16 protein-coding genes are annotated in these 17,276 nt (G+C 68.5%); 10 read left to right on the top strand and 6 right to left on the bottom strand.

Annotated features, from left to right (window positions below):
• Nucleotides 1–18: 18 nt before the first annotated feature.
• From FS388_RS05355 to FS388_RS05325, 7 genes are all read left to right on the top strand, one after another.
• Nucleotides 19–1,011: a carbohydrate ABC transporter permease gene (locus FS388_RS05355; RefSeq protein WP_210410246.1), complete on the top strand. Its 993-nt coding sequence runs from the start codon at nucleotides 19–21 to the stop codon at nucleotides 1,009–1,011.
• 4 nt (nucleotides 1,012–1,015) lie between these two features.
• Nucleotides 1,016–1,966, top strand: a complete 951-nt coding sequence (locus tag FS388_RS05350; protein WP_146340393.1) for a carbohydrate ABC transporter permease — start codon at nucleotides 1,016–1,018, stop codon at nucleotides 1,964–1,966.
• 51 nt (nucleotides 1,967–2,017) lie between these two features.
• Nucleotides 2,018–4,375: a glycoside hydrolase family 3 N-terminal domain-containing protein gene (locus tag FS388_RS05345; RefSeq protein WP_246836309.1), complete on the top strand. Its 2,358-nt coding sequence runs from the start codon at nucleotides 2,018–2,020 to the stop codon at nucleotides 4,373–4,375.
• Between the two features lie 129 nt (nucleotides 4,376–4,504).
• Nucleotides 4,505–5,533, top strand: coding sequence for a sulfate ABC transporter substrate-binding protein (locus FS388_RS05340; protein ID WP_210410245.1), 1,029 nt, complete (start codon nucleotides 4,505–4,507; stop codon nucleotides 5,531–5,533).
• A complete protein-coding gene (locus FS388_RS05335) occupies nucleotides 5,533–6,330 on the top strand; it encodes an ABC transporter permease (protein WP_146340391.1) in 798 nt (265 codons plus the stop codon). Before FS388_RS05340 ends, FS388_RS05335 begins: the two co-directional genes overlap by 1 nt.
• The gene (locus FS388_RS05330) at nucleotides 6,320–7,117 is read left to right on the top strand and encodes an ABC transporter permease subunit (protein WP_146340389.1); all 798 of its coding nucleotides are present in this window, start codon (nucleotides 6,320–6,322) and stop codon (nucleotides 7,115–7,117) included. Before FS388_RS05335 ends, FS388_RS05330 begins: the two co-directional genes overlap by 11 nt.
• Nucleotides 7,118–7,131: 14 nt before the next feature.
• The gene (locus tag FS388_RS05325; protein WP_146340387.1) at nucleotides 7,132–8,100 is read left to right on the top strand and encodes a sulfate/molybdate ABC transporter ATP-binding protein; all 969 of its coding nucleotides are present in this window, start codon (nucleotides 7,132–7,134) and stop codon (nucleotides 8,098–8,100) included.
• Here FS388_RS05325 and FS388_RS05320 read toward each other — a convergent pair.
• Together FS388_RS05320 and FS388_RS05315 are read right to left on the bottom strand one after the other, a co-directional pair.
• The gene (locus tag FS388_RS05320) at nucleotides 8,097–9,002 is read right to left on the bottom strand and encodes a RimK family alpha-L-glutamate ligase (RefSeq protein ID WP_146340385.1); all 906 of its coding nucleotides are present in this window, start codon (nucleotides 9,000–9,002) and stop codon (nucleotides 8,097–8,099) included. The genes FS388_RS05325 and FS388_RS05320 overlap by 4 nt on opposite strands.
• The gene (locus FS388_RS05315) at nucleotides 8,999–9,919 is read right to left on the bottom strand and encodes a DMT family transporter (RefSeq protein WP_371708728.1); all 921 of its coding nucleotides are present in this window, start codon (nucleotides 9,917–9,919) and stop codon (nucleotides 8,999–9,001) included. Before FS388_RS05315 ends, FS388_RS05320 begins: the two co-directional genes overlap by 4 nt.
• A gap of 60 nt (nucleotides 9,920–9,979) precedes the next feature.
• On the opposite strand from FS388_RS05315, the gene FS388_RS05310 reads away from it, so the two are divergent.
• A complete protein-coding gene (locus FS388_RS05310; protein WP_146340383.1) occupies nucleotides 9,980–11,026 on the top strand; it encodes a nitronate monooxygenase family protein in 1,047 nt (348 codons plus the stop codon).
• On the opposite strand, the gene FS388_RS05305 is transcribed toward FS388_RS05310, so the two are convergent.
• From FS388_RS05305 to FS388_RS05295, 3 genes are read right to left on the bottom strand one after another with little or no spacing between them, the layout of a single operon-like run.
• Complete coding sequence (locus tag FS388_RS05305; protein ID WP_146340381.1) at nucleotides 11,017–11,805, bottom strand: ABC transporter ATP-binding protein; 789 nt, start codon at nucleotides 11,803–11,805, stop codon at nucleotides 11,017–11,019. The genes FS388_RS05310 and FS388_RS05305 overlap by 10 nt on opposite strands.
• 13 nt (nucleotides 11,806–11,818) lie before the next feature.
• The gene (locus FS388_RS05300) at nucleotides 11,819–12,658 is read right to left on the bottom strand and encodes an ABC transporter permease (RefSeq protein WP_146340379.1); all 840 of its coding nucleotides are present in this window, start codon (nucleotides 12,656–12,658) and stop codon (nucleotides 11,819–11,821) included.
• Nucleotides 12,655–13,926, bottom strand: coding sequence for an ABC transporter substrate-binding protein (locus tag FS388_RS05295; RefSeq protein WP_168198603.1), 1,272 nt, complete (start codon nucleotides 13,924–13,926; stop codon nucleotides 12,655–12,657). Before FS388_RS05295 ends, FS388_RS05300 begins: the two co-directional genes overlap by 4 nt.
• Before the next feature lie 136 nt (nucleotides 13,927–14,062).
• Here FS388_RS05295 and FS388_RS05290 point away from each other — a divergent pair, with 136 nt between their 5' ends.
• Both FS388_RS05290 and FS388_RS05285 read left to right on the top strand, forming a co-directional pair.
• On the top strand, nucleotides 14,063–14,647 hold the full coding sequence (locus FS388_RS05290) for an OsmC family protein (protein ID WP_146340375.1): 585 nt from the start codon (nucleotides 14,063–14,065) through the stop codon (nucleotides 14,645–14,647).
• 4 nt (nucleotides 14,648–14,651) lie between these two features.
• On the top strand, nucleotides 14,652–15,743 hold the full coding sequence (locus FS388_RS05285) for an acyl-CoA dehydrogenase family protein (RefSeq protein WP_168198602.1): 1,092 nt from the start codon (nucleotides 14,652–14,654) through the stop codon (nucleotides 15,741–15,743).
• 20 nt (nucleotides 15,744–15,763) lie between these two features.
• On the opposite strand, the gene FS388_RS05280 is transcribed toward FS388_RS05285, so the two are convergent.
• Nucleotides 15,764–17,236 (bottom strand): xylulokinase, encoded by a 1,473-nt coding sequence (locus tag FS388_RS05280; RefSeq protein ID WP_146340370.1) that lies wholly within the window; start codon nucleotides 17,234–17,236, stop codon nucleotides 15,764–15,766.
• Between the last annotated feature and the right edge of the window lie 40 nt (nucleotides 17,237–17,276).

The following is a 17,276-nucleotide window of genomic DNA, read 5'->3' as shown; positions in this document are numbered from 1 at the left end:
GAATAAGACACCTCACTGATGACTGAGACTGCCGCACCCCGCTCCACGGACGCCCCGGAGGCCCTACAGGGCCCCGGGGCGCCCGGAGGGCAGAAGGCATCACCTGCCTCGCCCTCGCCCAAGACATCGGGCGTCCGCAGACAGGGCCCCTCCTTCCTGATGGCGCTGCCCGCCGTAGCGCTCTTCGGGTTCTTCGCCCTCGTCCCCCTCGCCGGAGTCATTGCCATCTCCTTCCTGGACTGGCAGACCGTCCGGGGCACCGTGGAGTGGGTCGGCACCAGCAACTGGGAGACCGTGCTGTCCAACCGGGACTTCACCTGGCGTGCCCTGCAGCTGACGGTCTACTTCGTCGTCGGTTCGTACCTGTTCCAGATGCCGGTCGCGCTGCTGCTCGGCGTGTTCATGGCAGGCGCCCAGAAGTACCGGGCCCTGCTGGCAGTGCTGTACTTCCTGCCGCTGCTGTTCAGCTCGGTGGCGGTGGGCCTGACCTACCAGTCGCTGCTCTCCCCGAACTACGGCATCTCGGCTGCGCTCTCCTGGGCGCCTCTGCCCAACGACTGGCTGTCCAACCCCAACATCGTCATGTTCGTGATGATCTTTGTGGTCGGCTGGTGCTTCATCCCATTCCACTCCCTGCTGTACCAGGCAGGCGTCCGTCAGATCCCGCAGAGCATGTACGAGGCGGCCACGCTCGACGGCGCCGGCCGGGTGCGCCAGTTCTTCTCCATCACGATGCCGCAGCTGCGGTACACCTTCATCACCTCGTCCACCCTGATGCTGGTGGGCTCGCTGACCTACTTCGACCTCATCTACGTGCTGACCGGCGGCTCACCCGCCAACGCAGTGCGCATCCTGCCGCTGGACATGTACATCGAAGGCTTCAGCTCGCACAACCTGGGCAACGCGTCGGTGATCGCGGTCATCCTGGTGGCGATCGGCCTGGCCCTGTCGCTGATGCTGAACGTCCTCTCCGGCTCGACCAAGATGCAGTCCGACAAGGCAGGTGCCTGAACCGATGACCCACACCGCTTCCACGCAGGCCGGCCAGCCCGAGGCCGGACAGGCCCTGGACCCCAAAGAGCCCAAGGGCGGCGCCCAGGGCACCAAGGCCTTCGGCCCCAAGGGCCGGGGCACCAAGCCTGCAAAGCCCTACGAGTCCCCCAACGTTGCCGCCGGCATCATGGGGTGGGTCTGGCTGGGCATCATCATCCTGCCGATCTACTACATCGTCATCACCGCGTTCCGATCCCGGCAGGACCTTGCGGCCAGCAACCAGCTGATCCCCACCACCGAGCCCACCCTGCAGAACTTCGTCAGGGTCATTGAGAACGACTTCTTCCACTTCTTCCTCAACTCGGTGATCGTCACGCTCGCAACAGTGGTGGTGGTGCTGGGCGTGTCCGTGATGGCCGCCTACTACATCACTCGATCCACCAGCTGGGGCGGGGGCCGGCTCTTCCAGGTGATCCTGCTCGGAATCGCGATCCCCGTGCAGGCCACGATCATCCCGGTCTACTACCTGATCCAGTACCTCAACCTGTATGACACCCTGTGGGCCCTGATCCTGCCCCAGATCGCTTTCGCCATCCCGCTGAGCGTGCTCATCATCGTGAACTTCGTCCGGGACATCCCCAACGAGCTCTTCGAGTCGATGAGGGTCGACGGAGCCGGAGAGTGGAGGATTCTGAGCTCGCTCGTGCTGCCCATGTCGATGCCCGCTCTGATGACCGTCGGCATCTACCAGGCGCTGCAGGTGTGGAACGGGTTCCTGTTCCCGCTGGTCCTCACCCAGTCCAGAGACGTGCGCGTGCTGCCCCTGAGCCTCTGGGAGTACCAGGGCCAGTTCGGCGTGGACACCCCCGCCACCCTGGCTGCCGTGGTGCTGTCCGCGCTGCCGCTGCTGGCCGCCTACATCGTGGGCCGCCGGTACATCGTGGCGGGCCTGACCGCCGGCTTCTCCAAGTAGGGGCGGGCACCTCCCGCACGTCCCACCCGTGACCAACCTGAAAGGGGCCTCGTGGCCGATCACGTGACCGGACCCTGGAATGACACCTCCCTGAGCGTCGACGAGCGCGTCGATGCGCTGCTGGCTGAGATGACCCTCGAAGAGAAGGTCTCTCAGCTGGGGGCCCACTGGGAGATGGAGGACGGCAACGAGGAGGCCGACGGCGATGTCGCACCCATGGAGGATGCGATGTCTGCCGGGAAGCTCCCCTTCAACGAGGAGATCGTCGACGGGCTCGGGCACCTGACCCGCACCTTCGGCACCAAGCCGCTGAGCGTGCCCGAAGGTGCTGCGGACCTGCGCAGACGCCAGACGGCGGTGATGCACAGCAACAGGTTCGGAATTCCTGCCATCGCCCACGAGGAGTGTCTGACCGGCTTCACCGCCTACCAGGCCACCGTGTACCCGACGTCGCTCGCTTGGGGCGCCACGTTCGATCCGGAGCTGATCGAACGCATGGCGTACGCCATCGGTGAGGACATGGCGGCCGTCGGCGTGCAGCAGGGACTCTCGCCCGTGCTCGATGTGGTGCGCGATGCTCGCTGGGGCCGGGTCGAAGAGACGATGGGCGAGGACCCCTACGTCATCGGCACCCTGGCCACCTCCTATGTGAAGGGCCTCCAGAAGGCCGGGATCATCGCCACTCTGAAGCACTTCGCCGGCTATGCGGCCTCACGAGCCGCCCGAAACCACGCCCCCGTGCACATGGGCCGCCGCGAGCTGATCGACCTGATCCTCTATCCGTTCGAGATGGCGGTGCGCGACGGCAAGGTCGGCTCGGTCATGAACTCCTACGCCGACATCGACGGCGAAGCCCCCGCGGCCTCGCACTGGCTGCTCACCGAGCTGCTGCGGGACGAGTGGGGATTCGAAGGGACCGTGGTGGCTGACTACTGGTCCGTCGCGTTCCTCGAAAAGATGCACCACGTCGCCGCCGACCAGGCGGAGGCTGCTCGGCTGGCCGTCTCGGCGGGCCTGGACGTCGAGCTGCCGCACACCGGCGGCTACCGGACGCTTCCGGATCAGGTGCGCGACCGCCTGCTCGACGAGTCTGTGATCGACACAGCAGTCGCCCGGGTGCTCCGGCAGAAGATCGAACTGGGTCTCCTCGACGCTCCCCACAAGGGTGAGTCCTGGGAGCCGACCATCGACGAGAGCCGGGACCTGGACTCGGAGACCAATAAGCAGATCGCCCGCGACGTCGCCCAGAAGTCGCTCGTGCTGCTCCAGAACGACGGCACCCTGCCCCTGGCCCCTGCCGATGCAGCCGGAAAGAGGATCGCCGTGCTCGGCCCCTCCGCAGAGGACGCGCGCACCATGATGGGCTGCTACTCCTTCCCCAACCATGTGCTGGCGAAGTACCCGCAGGGCCGCTTCCCGCACAACGGACTCGGCGTGCCGGTCCCCACCATCCTCGACGCGCTGCGCGAGACCTACGCCGAGGCTGAGATCACCCACGCCCCCGGTGCCCCCATCCTCGGATACGACGACTCGAACATCGCCGGCGCGGCCGAGCTCGCCGCTGCGGCTGACCTCGCCGTCATCACCGTAGGGGACCTGGCCGGCATGTTCGGCAAAGGCACCTCCGGCGAAGGCTGCGATGCGGAGGACCTGAAGCTTCCCGGAGCCCAGCAGGAGCTCGTCGAGGCGGCGCTGGCCACCGGAACGCCGGTGGTCCTGGTGCTCGTCACAGGCCGCCCCTACGCGCTCGGCGACATCGCAGAGCGCTGCGCGGCCGTCGTGCAGAGCTTCTTCCCCGGGCAGGAGGGCGGCCCGGCCCTGGCGCAGGTGCTCTCCGGGGCCGCTGAGCCCACCGGCCGGCTGCCCATCGGCATCCCCGCAGGAGCCGGCGGCCAGCCCAGCGGCTACATCGCCGCCCCGCTCGGACAGAACAGCCAAGGCGTCTCGAACCTCGACCCGACGCCCCTCTTCTCCTTCGGCCACGGTCTGAGCTACACCACCGTGGAGTACTCCGGCCTCAGCACGGAGGCCGAGCGCATCGCCGTGGACGGAACGACCAACGTTCGCGTCACGGTCACGAACACCGGCGACCGACCCACGGAGGAGGTCGTGCAGCTCTACTTCGGGGATCGTCACGCCCAGGTGGCCCGACCCGTCAAACAGCTGCTGGCCTACCAGCGGACCCCGCTGGCGCCCGGTGAGTCCAAAGAGGTCACCTTCTGGGTCCACGCCGACCGGTTCGCCTTCACAGGCGTCGACTACCGCCGGATCGTCGAGCCCGGGCTCATCGATCTGTGGACCGGGCCCAGCGCGGGCGAGCTGCCGCTGTCGGCTGAGCTGACCCTCACCGGAGAGATCCGAGAAGTCTCGGGGCCGCGCGTGCTGGACACCCCCGCACACATCAGCTGAGCGCCGCACAATATATGAACTTATAAACAAATAGGTCTGAGGTGTGTGACGTTGCGTGACAGAACGCGGCGTCACACACCTTTTCTCCTTTAATCTGGGGGCTGCTGCCCGATTCAGAGAGGAGGATCCGTGCACCTCAGACCTAAATATGTTCAGAGATTCTGCGGCTCCTGCCTCGCTCTCTCAGGCCTGACCCTCCTCAGCGGGTGCACAGACGGCTACGAGGACGACCAGATCACCATGGTCGGCTTCGCGGTCTCCGCGGAGGCCGACGCAGCCGTGGCGGACGCCTTCGCCCAGACGCCTCAGGGGCGGAGCACCACCTACGCCACCTCCTACGGAGCCTCCGGCGATCAGTCCCGGGCGGTCGCCAACGGGCTCCCCGGAGAGTTCGTCCACTTCAGCATCGAACCCGATCTCACACGCCTCGAGGACGCCGGGGTGGTGTCCGCCGACTGGGACGAGGGCCCCAGCGGAGGCATGATCACAGAATCCGTCGTCGTGCTCATCGTCCGTGAAGGAAACCCCAAGAGCATCACCGACTGGGAGGATCTGGTCCGCGAGGACGTCGGAGTCGTCACCCCCAACCCCGGCTCCTCCGGCGCAGCGCGGTGGAACGTCCTGGCCGTCTGGGCATCCGTCCTCCAGAACGGCGGAACCGAGGCGGACGCGGCCGACTACCTGGACCGCATGGTCGCCAATATCGAAGCGTTCCCCGGGTCCGGCCGCGACGCGACCACAGCATTCCTCGACGGCACCGGCGACGTTCTGCTCTCCTACGAGAACGAGGCCATTCTGGGCCGGCAGGCCGGGGAGGAGTACGAGTACATCGTCCCCGAACGGAACCTGCTCATCGAGAACCCGGCCGCCCTCACCAAGGAGGCACCGCCGGCGGCTGAGGATCTGCTTGAGTTCGCGCTGAGCCCCGAAGGGCAGTCGGTGTACGCCCAGTACGGCTTCCGGCCCCTGCGCCACGTGGCCGACGAGGTGGACCTCGGGGACGTCAGCGGCGCCTCGGACCCCTCCGATCCCTACCCGGAGATTGAGACTCTCTGGACGGTGGATGAGCACTTCGGCGGGTGGGACAGTGTGGTCGCCGAATTCTTCGCCGAGGACGGCACCATCACCCGGGCCATTGAGGAGTCGGGGATCAGCTGATGCGCACCGCTGCCCTCACCCGCCCGGCGGGCCTGGCCCTGGGCGTCTCGGTCCTGTGGTTCTCGCTGCTGGTGCTTCTGCCCCTGGCGCTGGTCCTCGTCGCCTCCGTCGAAGACGGGTGGCAGGTCTTCTGGGGGACGCTCACCAACGTTCAGACAGCAAACGCCATCCGGCTCACCCTCACCGCAGCACTGGCGGCCACAGCGGTCAACGTCGTCATGGGCACTCTCATCGCGTGGGTGCTGGTCCGGGACAGCTTTCCCGGCAGGCGAGCGCTCGAGTTCCTGGTCGACATCCCCTTCGCCCTGCCCTCACTGGTCGCAGGTCTGGTCCTGCTGAGCCTCTACGGGCCCGACAGCCCCCTGGGCATCAACGTCCTGGGCACGCCCTACTCCGTATTCCTCGCGGTCCTCTTCGTCACGCTTCCCTTCGTGGTCCGGACCGTGGAGCCGGTGCTCATGGAGCTGGACACGGACGTGGAGCAGGCCGCCGAATCCCTCGGCGCCTCCAAGGCGGCCACCTTCGTGCGCATCATTGTGCCGTCCCTGACGCCAGCGGTGGCAGCGGGGGCTACGCTCTCCTTCGCCCGCGGGGTGGGGGAGTTCGGCGCACTGATCCTCCTCACCGGCAACCGTCCGAACGTCTCCGAGGGCGCTCCGATCCGCATCCAGGCCTATATCGAGACGGACAACACGGCAGCGGCTGCCTCCGTCGCCGTGTTCCTGCTGGTGGTCGCGCTGGCAGCCATCGGAGTCCTGGACCTGATCTCCCGCAGGGTGGCTCGCCATGACGCCTAGATCCGCGGCGCGCATCAGCATCGTCGCCGCCTACATGCTGTTCCTCGTCGCCTGGCCGCTCTGGATGGTGATCGACGAGACCTTCTTCTCCGGCGAGAATTACCTGGCCATTGCCCTGAGCGACCCCACCCTGCGCAGCGCGATAGGCGTGACGCTTGCCGCCTCCGCGTGCGCCGTGGTGCTCAACACGGTGTTCGGCGTCGGGCTGGGGATCCTGCTCGTGCGGTACCGGTTCCCGGGCCGGCGGCTGCTCTCCGCGCTGACCGACCTGCCCGCATCGGTCTCTCCCATAGTGGTCGGCTTGGCCCTGCTGCTGGCCTACGGGCCGGTGCACGGGGCGCTCGGAGCACCCCTGGCCGAGATGGGGGTGCGGATGGTCTTCAGCTTCCCGGGCATCGTGCTCGCCGTGACGTTCGTATCGCTGCCCCTGGTGCTGCGCGCCGTCGTTCCGGTGCTCAAAGAAGTCGGCATCGACCAGGAGACTGCTGCCCAGTCCCTCGGCGCGTCCGGCAGGCAGGTGCTGCTCCGCATCACGCTCCCGTCCATCAAGTGGGCCGTCGCCTACGGGGTGGTGCTCACGCTGGCGCGGGCCGTCGGCGAATTCGGCGCTGTCCTGATCGTCTCGGGGGGCATCGTGAGCCAGACCGAGACCGCGACCATCGCTGTGCAGCGGCTGCACCAAGGATTCGAAACCGGCCAGGCCTACGCCCTCGGATTTCTGCTGGCACTGGTGGCCGTGGCCGCCCTGGGCATCGTGACCATCCTGCGTCCGCACGAGCGGCACTGACCACAAGGAGGCCCATGGGGATCAAGATCTCGCACCTGAACAAGAACTACGGCGACTTCGTCGCACTGCAGGACATCAGCCTGTCGGTGCCCTCCGGCAGGCTCACAGCCCTGCTGGGCCCGTCCGGGTCGGGCAAGACCACCCTGCTCAGAATTCTCGGAGGCCAGGAGTCGGCAGATTCAGGGACAGTGCAGATCGACGGCAGCGACGTGACGGTTCTGCCGGCGCAGAAGCGCAATATCGGCTTCGTCTTCCAGCACTACGCCGCCTTCAAGCACATGTCCGTGGCGAAGAATGTGGCCTTCGGCCTGGAGATCCGCAAGGTGCCCAAGGCTCGGATCCGCACCCGGGTGGACGAGCTGCTTCAGCTGGTGCAGCTGTCCCAGCATGGGCACAAGCTGCCCTCCCAGCTCTCCGGCGGCCAGCGTCAGCGAGTGGCGCTGGCCCGGGCGCTGGCCATCGACCCCACGGTGCTGCTGCTCGATGAGCCCTTCGGCGCCCTGGATGCAAAAGTCCGCAGGGAGCTGCGGGACTGGCTGCGCCGCCTCCACGAGGACGTTCACGTGACCAGCGTCTTCGTCACCCACGATCAGGAGGAGGCGCTGGAGGTGGCTGACACCGTCGTCGTGGTCAATGAGGGGAGGATCGAGCAGGTAGGGACTCCCGATGAGATCTACGACAAGCCCGCCACCGATTTTGTGTTCCAGTTCATCGGCGAGGCCACGCGCCTCGGCGGGGCGCTGCTGCGTCCGCACGACGTCGTGATCCGCCCCGAGGCCGAGGGAGACGGATGGGCCGGACGCATCACTCGGTGGACCAGAGTCGGCTTCGAAGTCCGCCTCGAAGTGACCCTGGACGACGCCGTGCAGCCTGATCCGGTGCATGTGCAGCTCACGCGCACAGAGATGCAGGGGCTGGGCATCGGCCTCGGGGACGCGGTCCGCGTGGCGGCCCACCCGAACGCCGAGCTCCGCCCCGCCTAGAGGGAAGCCAGGCGTGCCGCGACCGCCGCAGCGAGCGCGTGAGCAGCCTCGGGGGCGCGGTGCAGATTCAGTGCCGGCTCGAACAGCTCGACCTCCAGCAGCACCGTGCCGTGCTGAGCGGTGCTGACGATGTCCACACGGCCGTAGAGGGGCGTGGTGCTGCCGGTGGCCTGCTCGACGGCTCGCATCACCTGAGCGCCGAAGGCGGCCTCCTCCTCCGCGGCCTCGACCGGCTGCGGATTCTCGAGGTACCGCCCGCCGATGAATCCGCCGCCGCGGGCGAGGAGCGCGCCCTTCGCGATGGTGTGCGTGTGGTTGCCGTCGATGAAGTACACCGCCTTCTCGAGACCCTCAGAGAGCTCCGGGATCTCCGGCTGGAGCATCACCGTGCGCCCGGCCCCGAGGATGCGGGCACCGAGGGCCTGGGCTTCGAGCGAATCGGCCCGCAGCAGTTCCGTGTCCACCGCGCCCGCAGAGAGCGACGGCTTGATGACCACCCAGTCGCTCCCGTGAGCAGCCAATGCCGGCTCAAGCTCCCCAGGGCCGGTAACCCACTGTGTGGGCACGGTCGCCACACCGTGGTCCTCCAGCTCGCGCAGATAGAGCTTGTCGAGGTTCCACATCACCACCTCGGGCGGGTTGAGCACCGTGACGTGCTCCTGCGCCCTCAGCAGCCAGGAGCGGAACTCCTGCTCGCGCTGCGGATAGTCCCAGGGGGAGCGCAGCACCAGCAGGTCGAACGCTGCGGCGAGCTCCGCGCCCACGGGCCACTGGTGCCACACCACGGGCTCCGCAGCGACGCCCCGCTCGCCCAGCGCGGTGATCAGGGGGCCCGTGTCCTTGTCCTCATCGCCGGGCCGATACTGGTCGGTGACGACGATGCCGACCTTCGCTTCGCTCATGGGGCTGGTCCTTTCGGGTGCGGTGTCTGGGGAGGAATAGGGATCGGGCCGGTCCTCAGCAGCGGCTCCCGCTTGCCGCCGCGCTGAGCTGCGGCGCCGGTGAGTACGACGATCGCAATGCCGACGCACTGCACCGCGGTCGGCACCTGGGAGAGGATGATCAGCCCCAGCAGCAGAGCCGCGGCGGGCTCCAGCGCCATCAGAGTCCCGAACGCGGTCGCGGTCATGCGCCGCAGGGCCGCCATCTCCAGGATGTATTGGATGACGGGGGCCATCAGCGCCAGGCCCAGGGCGATGCCCAGCACCCGGAGGTCCATGTTTCCGGCGGCCTGGGGTATGCCGAGGAATGAGGTGGCCACTGCGGCGATCGGCAGCACGATCGACAGGGCGCCCGCACCGGTGAACCGGTCTCCGACCTTCTGCAGCAGCACGATGTAGGTGCCCCAGCCCACGCCTGCGATCAGGGCCAGGCCGATGCCGGCCACGTTGGCCTCGCCGTCCCACGGCTCAGTCATCAGGAGCACCCCGACCAGGGCGCCCACGGGCCAGACCATGGCTTTCAGCCCCCCGCTGCGGACGGCGGCGACCGTCAGCGGCCCGAGGAACTCGATGGCCACGGCCGTGCCCAGGGGGATTCGCTCCAAGGAGGCGAGGAAGGCCACGGTGGTGACCCCCATCGTCAGCCCCAGCCCCAGCAGGACGGGCACGTCACGGCGGCGCACGCGGCGCAGTGGAGGGGGCGCCAGCAGGATCATGAGCAGTGCACCCATGCCGAGCCGCAGCCAGGCGGCGCCGGCGGGCCCGACCATATCGATCAGCGGCACCGACAGTGCCGAGGTCAGCTGTATGAAGAAGATTGCGACCACAGCGATGAGCCAGGGCGGGCCCGGAATCTGCATCAGGTGCTTAGCAATCACCAGGAGAGCCTAGGGGATATCGTGACCGCAGAAGACTCGCCCCTTCAAGGAAGTTCGCTGATGAACCGTCTGATCAGTTCCCGGCTGCCGCTGGCCGCCGCCCCCATGGCCGGAGGTCCGACCGGCCCTGACCTGACTGCGGCGGCCGCCCGAGCAGGAGCCTTCCCCTTCATCGCCGGCGGGTACAAGACCCCCGAGGCGCTGAGGGGGGAGATCGACGCGGCCCGGACGCTCGGCGTCGACTTCGGAGTGAACCTCTTCGTCCCTGAGGGCCGAAGCCCCGACCGCGCGGCCTTCCGCGCCTACGCGGCCGAGCTGCAGCCCGAAGCGGACGCGTACGGTCTCACCCTCAGCCCAGATCCGGTGCTCGACGACGACCACTGGAGCGCCAAGCTTCAGCTGCTCACCGAGCACCCCGTCCCGGTGGTGTCCATGACCTTCGGCATCCCCGACCCCGCAGACATCGCTGCCCTGCAGGACGCCGGCTCCCGCGTGCTCATCAGCGTCACCTCGAGCGAGGAGGCAGAGTCGGCCCGCAGCGCCGGGGCCGACGGCCTCGTCATCCAGGGGCCGCAGGCGGGAGGGCACAGTGCCGTCCATGACCCGCGCCGAACGCCCGAACCGGCCGAGACGCCCGATGCGGTGCGGCAGATCCGCAGCCGCGTGCCTCTGCCCGTGATCGGTGCCGGCGGGGTCGACGGCCCGGATGCGGCGCGCCGGATCCTCGACGCCGGTGCGGAGGGCGTCGTCGTCGGGACCCTGCTGCTGCGCACGGACGAGGCAGGCACCTCGCCCACCCACCGGGCTGCCCTGTCCGATCCGAAGTTCGAGGAGACGGTGCTCACCCGCGCGTTCACCGGGCGTCCGGCCCGGGCGCTGCGCAGCCGATTCATCGATCGTCACCATGACACCGCACCCACGGCCTACCCCGCCCTGCACCACCTGACCAAGCCCATCCGAGCAGCTGCAGGCTCGGCCGGCGACGCCCAGCGGCTGCACCTCTGGGCCGGCACCGGCTGGCGGAGCGCCCCGGAGGGCCCTGCGGCACGTGTCTTTGAATGGCTGGCCGAAGGCGCGGACCGATCGGAAGGAGCCGGTCAGGACTGAGCGGTGAGCAGGTCCAGCAGGTCGCGCCGCAGCGCGAGGTACTCCTGGCTGGCCTGGACGGTGTCGCGGTCCCGGGGCCGGGGGAAGGGGACGCGCACGTCGCGCATCACTCGCGCCTCAGGCCCCTGGGAAAGCACCAGGATGCGGTCGGACAGCAGAAGCGCCTCGTCCACATCGTGGGTGACCAGCACGAAGGTGCGGCTCTCCTGCTCCGAGAGGTGGAGCAGCTGGAGCTGCAGCGCGTGGCGGGTCAGAGCGTCCAGGGCGCCGAGAGGCTCGTCGAGCAGGAGCACCTCGGACTCGAGTGCGAAGGCGCGAGCGATCCCCACCCGCTGCTGCATGCCCCCGGAGAGCTGACCGGGCTTCATGTCCTTCGAGTCGGAGAGCTGCACAAGGTCCAGCCAGTAGTCCGCGAGCTGCTCCCTGTCCTTCGCCGAGCGGCCGGAGCGCCCATCGGCCTCCAGGGCGAAGAGCACGTTCTGCCGGGCGCTCATCCACGGCAGCAGCACGTGCTGCTGGAACACGACGCCGAGCCTGCGGCTGGGACGAAGGATCGGGTCGCCGGTGAGCGTGAGGGTGCCCGCATCGGGAGTCTCCAAGCCCGCCAGCAGCTTCAGCAGCGTCGACTTCCCGGACCCGGAGGGCCCGATGATGGTGACGAACTCGCCCTGCTCGATGGAGAACGAGGTCTCGCCGAGGACGGGCTGGAAGCCGCGCCCTCGACGCGGGAACCCCTTGGTGATGCCCTCGACGGTCAGGGCCGGTGCGGTGCTGGTCATGGTCATGATCCTCCTAGCTCTTCGGGGTGAGCCGGTGCAGCTGGGCGATGGAGCGGTCCAGGATGAATCCCACGACGCCGATGATGAGGATCGCGACCACGATGCTGTTGATGTTCATCGCGTTCCACTCGGTCCAGACGAAGGTGCCCATGCCGCGGTTTCCGACGATCATCTCGGCGGCGACGATCACCAGCCACGCGGTGGACAGGGCGGTGCGCAGCCCGGTCACGATGCCCGGAAGGGTGGCCGGCACCAGGATCTTCAGCGTCCTGTTGGCCGGTGTGGCCTCAAGGGTCCGTGCGAGGTCCAGATACAGGGGGCTGACGCGGCTCACGCCGTCGATGGTGTTGAGCAGGATGATCCACAGACTGGCCATGAAGATGACGAACACGGCGGTGCCCTCCGCGTCCCGCAGCAGGGCAAGGCCGATAGGCAGCCACGCCAGCGGGGAGACCGGCCTCAGCACCTGGATGAACGGGTCCAGAGCCGCGTTGATGCTGCGGTGGGTGCCCAGCAGCAGCCCCAGCGGGATCGCCACCACTGCCGCGAGCCCGAAGCCCAGGGCCACGCGCTGAAGCGAGGCCAGCAGGTGGAAGAAGATGCCCACATCGTTCGGAGGGTTGTGCGTGAACGCGCCGCCGAGCACCTCGATGAGCCGCTCCCAGCTGGCTGCGGGGGTGGGGGCCAGGCCTCCGTCGTCATACCCCAGGGTCAGCAGCTGCCAGATGCCCAGGAATGCGGCGAGAGCCACCACGAACAGGGCGGCGGTCCGCACCCGGTGCAGGGTGCGCTCACGGCGGGCAGCGTCCTGCACCGCCTGAGGGGATGAGGCCTTCTCGGGGATGTTCGTCATGATGCGACCTGCTCGCTCCACTCAAGGGGATTCTCGGGACGGAAGGTCCGGCCGAGGACGGTCTCAGCGCTGCGCTCCTCGGTGATGCCGCCCAGCTCATCGAGCACAGAGGCCGCGGCGTCGGAGTCGAAGACCTCAGAGACCGTCGCGGAGAACTCCGCACCGGTGCTGAACTGCTGCCCGCCCGTCAGGTCCCACCGCTGCAGCGCATCGAGGATCCAGGTGCCGTAGGACTCGTGGGGGTAGGGCTGGAAGCCGATGCGCTCCGGAACCGAGAGCTCGGCCCCCGTGCCGTCCGGGAACTCTCCTGTGAGCACCGCGGTGAGCACCGGCTCGGGCAGGCCCAGATACGCGGGCTGGGCCATGAGCTCCGCGGTCTCGGCACGATGGTCGTGGTCGTCGATGAACAGGGCGGAGTCGCCGATGGCGCGCAGCAGGGCCGTGTAGGTGTTCGGATGGGCGTCGGCGAAGTCCTGCCCCACGGCGAAGCTGCAGCAGGGGTGGTCCTCCCACAGATCCTTGGTGAGGGTGTGGATGAAGCCGATGCCCTCAGCGACGGCGCGCTGGTTGAACTGGTCGGGGAGGCAGAACGCATCGATCTGGTCCACGGAGAGCGCAGTGACCATATCCGCCGGACGCATAATGCGAAGATCCACATCCGAATGCGGATCGAGGCCCCCGGAGACGAGGTAGTCCAGCACCAGCAGGTAGTGCACCGAATACTCGAAGGGCAGGCCGATGCGCAGGCCCCTGAAGTCCTCCGGGCCGTTGACCTCGCCGGCCAGCCGCTGCGAGACCGTGATGCCGTTGCCGTTGATGTTGGTGACGTAGGGCAGACGGATGTCCCGCTGGCCTGAGGCGAACCCGTGATGGATCGCCAGGGGCATGGGCGCCAGGAGCTGGGTGGCATCGAGCTCCCCGGCGACGAAGGCTGTCCACAGCTCACCCCACCCGGTGTATCGGCGCAGGGTGACGTTGAGGCCGTAGTGGGCGTAGATGTCCATCGCCGCCGCATTGACGATCGGCGAGGCGCAGGTGATGGGCACGAATCCGATGGTGATGTCGGTCTGCTCGAGGTCCTCCGGGGCCGGCAGGCTGGGATCGAAGGCCCCGGCTGCTGCTGCGCCTCCGGTTCCGGGGCTCTGGGAGCCGCAGGCCGCCAGGAGGGCCGCCGCGGTGGTCCCGACGCCCAGGCCGAGCAGACGGCGCCGCGTCAGCAGCCTGCTGAGGGAAGGGTCCCCTCCGGCCGCCGCCGGGCGTGTGTTCATGGTGAGAAGGCTAGAGACTCTGAACATACAAGGCCAGCGTCGTCGTAACCTGGGGAGACATTCTCCGCGCTCACAGCCGCGGCGACTAGCATCTCGGCTAAGGATCAGCCCTACCAGACCCCCAGGAGAACCGCTGATGACTGAGACCTCGGTGACAGGAACGTTCAACGGGATCGACCCGCAGGGCCTGGACAGCCTGGCCGCCAAGAACATTGAGAAGCCGGAGCACGGGCACAAGGTGGTCAAGTCCAAGACAGTGCTGGACTCCGGGTTCCGGAACTACAACTACGTGCGCGACCACGAGGGCTACCTCATCTCCGAGCCGCCCAAGCTGCTCGGCGACGACGAGGCGCCCAACCCCACCGAGATCGCCCTCGGCGCCCTCGGCTCGTGCATCTCCGTGGGACTCGTGGCCAACGCCACCAAGCGCGGCGTGACGCTCAGCAAGGTCGAGGTGGAGCTCGAGGGTCAGATCGACATCTCAGCCACCTGGGGCGTCGGCGACCTCGATGATGACAAGGTGCTCGGCGTCTCCCACGTCAACGTGCACGTATACCTCGACGGCGACGCGGATGAGGAGACGCTCAAGGCGATCACTGAGAACGCCGTCAAGTGGTCACCGGTGGTCAACACGTTCTCCCGCCCCGCTTCCTTCGACACCAGCCTCACCGTGGGCGGAGGCCACGCCGACGCAGACGGCGACGCCTCCTCCCACGGCTGACCGCATGGCGCAGCGCACCCTCGAGGAGCCCCTGGCCTCGGTTGAGATCCCCGCAGAGGCGCTCGCCTCCGCTCAGGAGAACGCCCGGGCGGTCGATCAGGGCGACGCCTTCGCCCGCGAGATCTTCCCTGCCCTCGGGCGGGCCGAGCTGCTGGGCCTGGGTGCGCCGGCCAACGCCGGCGGCGAGCTCCTGAAGCAGGCGGCGGTGATCGAAGCGCTGGCCGAGCGCTCGCTCGCCAGCGGGTTCGCCCTCTGGGGGCACCGCATGTGCATCGAGTACCTGGCCGCTGCGGACACCGACTGGGCGCGATCGATCCTCCCGGACCTGCAGGCCGGCACCGTGCCCGGCGTCTCCGGCATGGCCTCGGCGTTCAAGACCTTCGCAGGAGCCGGCACCCTGGACCTGAGCATGGTCCGAGAGGGAGGCAGCGTGGTGCTCAGCGGAACCCTTCCCTGGGCCTCGAACCTCTACGCGGACGCGCTCGTCGTCTCTGCCGCGTGGGACAGGACCGAGGGAGCAGACCAAGCGGTTCCCACCGTCGTCGCCTTCTGGCTCAGCACCGAGGGCGTCGAGGTGGGCAAGGATCTTGACCTGCTCGCCCTGCAGGGCACGGCCTCCACCTACGTCAAGGTCCAGGATGCGCGGATACCGGCGCAGCAGGTCCTCTCCACAGACTTCTACGACTTCCTCGGACGCTGCCGGCCGACCTTCGGCATCCTCCAGTCCGCGTTCTGCATGGGGCTGGCCACAGCGAGCTTCCGCATGGCGCGGGCGAACCTGCCCGGCCTCAACGAGGTGTTCTTCGACGAATTCAGCGACCTGCAGGATCAGCTGGAGGACGCACGCTGCACGCTGCGCGACTACGCCCGCTGCGTCGGCACGCCAGAGGCGCCGGAGCGCCGGGACGTGCTCCGGCTGCGCCTCAGGGCCGGCCAGCTCGCCGTCGCCCTGGCGGCGCTGGAGGGCAAGACCTCGGGAGGCAAGGGCTACGTGGTCACCTCAGACGCCAACCGGCGCCTGCGCGAATCGCTGTTCCTCCCGGTGCAGTCCCCCTCAGAGGCGCAGCTCAAATGGGAGATCGCCAAGGGAAGCTGAGCTGATCCCCGGGCCTCGGCTCAGCGACGCTCAGCGTAGAGGTGCCGGCGGCTCGCGTAGAGCTCCCGGACCTGCGGGGTCGGCTCAGCGGTGAACGTCTTCAGCTCCGAGACGGTCCACGAGGGCGGAGTCGGTCCGCCTGCGAGCACCCAAGCAGCCTGTCGTGCGGCGCCGTCGGCGACGTACTCGCCCGGCTCCGGGACCAGGACCTCCTGGCCGAAGATGGCCGGGGCGATCCGCTGCACAGCCGCGGAGCGGGCTGCTCCTCCGATCAGCTGGATCGAGCTGACCGGGACGCCCAGTGCCGTCTGCGCCTCGAGCCCATCGGCCAGGCCGCACAGCAGTCCCTCCACGGCGGCCCGGGCCACATCGGCGGGGTTCATCGAGGCCAGCGACATGCCCACGAAGGAGCCGGTGGCGTGCGGCAGGTTGGGCGTGCGCTCGCCTTCGAGGTAGGGGATCATCGTCAGGCCGTTCGCGCCCGGCTCGGCAGCCAGGGCCAGCTGGGCCAGCTGCTCGTGGTCGGCGCCGAGCATCTCAGCCACCCCGTCCAGAACTCTGGAGCCGTTGAGGGTCACGGCCAGGGGGAGGTACTCACCGGTGGCGGAGGCGAACCCGTTGATGAGGCCGGTGGGGTCCAGAATCGGTTTGGGGGAGACCGCGGCCACCACGCCGGAGGTGCCGATGGAGATCGATACGTCCCCGGTTCCCATGTTGATGCCCAGCGAGGCGGCGGCGTTGTCGCCTGCCCCGGGACCCAGCACCATCTCGCCCCAGCCGCGGCTGGAGTCGCCGGTTCCGGCGGCCTCGTTGGGGCCCAGAACGCGCGGCAGGATGATGGCCCTGGCGTCGTCCTCGGAGATGCGCAGCGCCTGGGCGAGAAGGTCGTATCGGTACTGGTCCATTGAGGAGTCCCAGTAGCCGGTGCCCGATGCCTCGGACCGATCCGTGGCGAGGTCCTCCAGCGAGGCCGAGCCGGAGAGCTTCCAGGTCAGCCAGTCGTGGGGGAGGGCGACGGCGGCCACACGCCGCGCGTTCGCAGGCTCGGCGTCCGCCAGCCAGCGCAGCTTGGTGACCGTCAGGGAGGCCACGGGCACCGAACCGGTCGCCTCGGCCCAGGCCGCAGCGCCGTTGACCAGAGCATTGGCAGTGTCTGAGCCCTCCGTGACGTGGCCCCGCTCAGCGATGAGCGCCTCGGCCGCCTCAGCGGAGCGGGTGTCGTTCCACAGCAGCGCATCGCGGATGACCTGGCCGTGCGCATCGAGGGCGACCATGCCGTGCTGCTGGCCTCCGACGGACGCGGCGGCCACGTCGTCGAGGCCGCCGGCCTGCTCGATGGCGCTCAGGAGGGCATCCCACCATGCCTGCGGGTTCACCTCGGTGCCGTTCGGGTGGGACGCCTGGCCCTGGCGCACCAGCTCTCCGGAGTCAGCGTCACGGATGACGACTTTGCAGGACTGGGTGGAGGAGTCGATGCCGGCGACGAGTGCCATAGAGGTCTCCTTGGAGGGGCGTGGGACAGGTGGGGTCAGT

The sequence above is a fragment of the Nesterenkonia sp. NBAIMH1 genome, from assembly GCF_007922635.1.
GTDB lineage: Bacteria > Actinomycetota > Actinomycetes > Actinomycetales > Micrococcaceae > Nesterenkonia > Nesterenkonia pannonica.
Note: the sequence above shows the minus strand (reverse complement) of the source record. Positions and strands in the feature narration are given on the sequence as shown.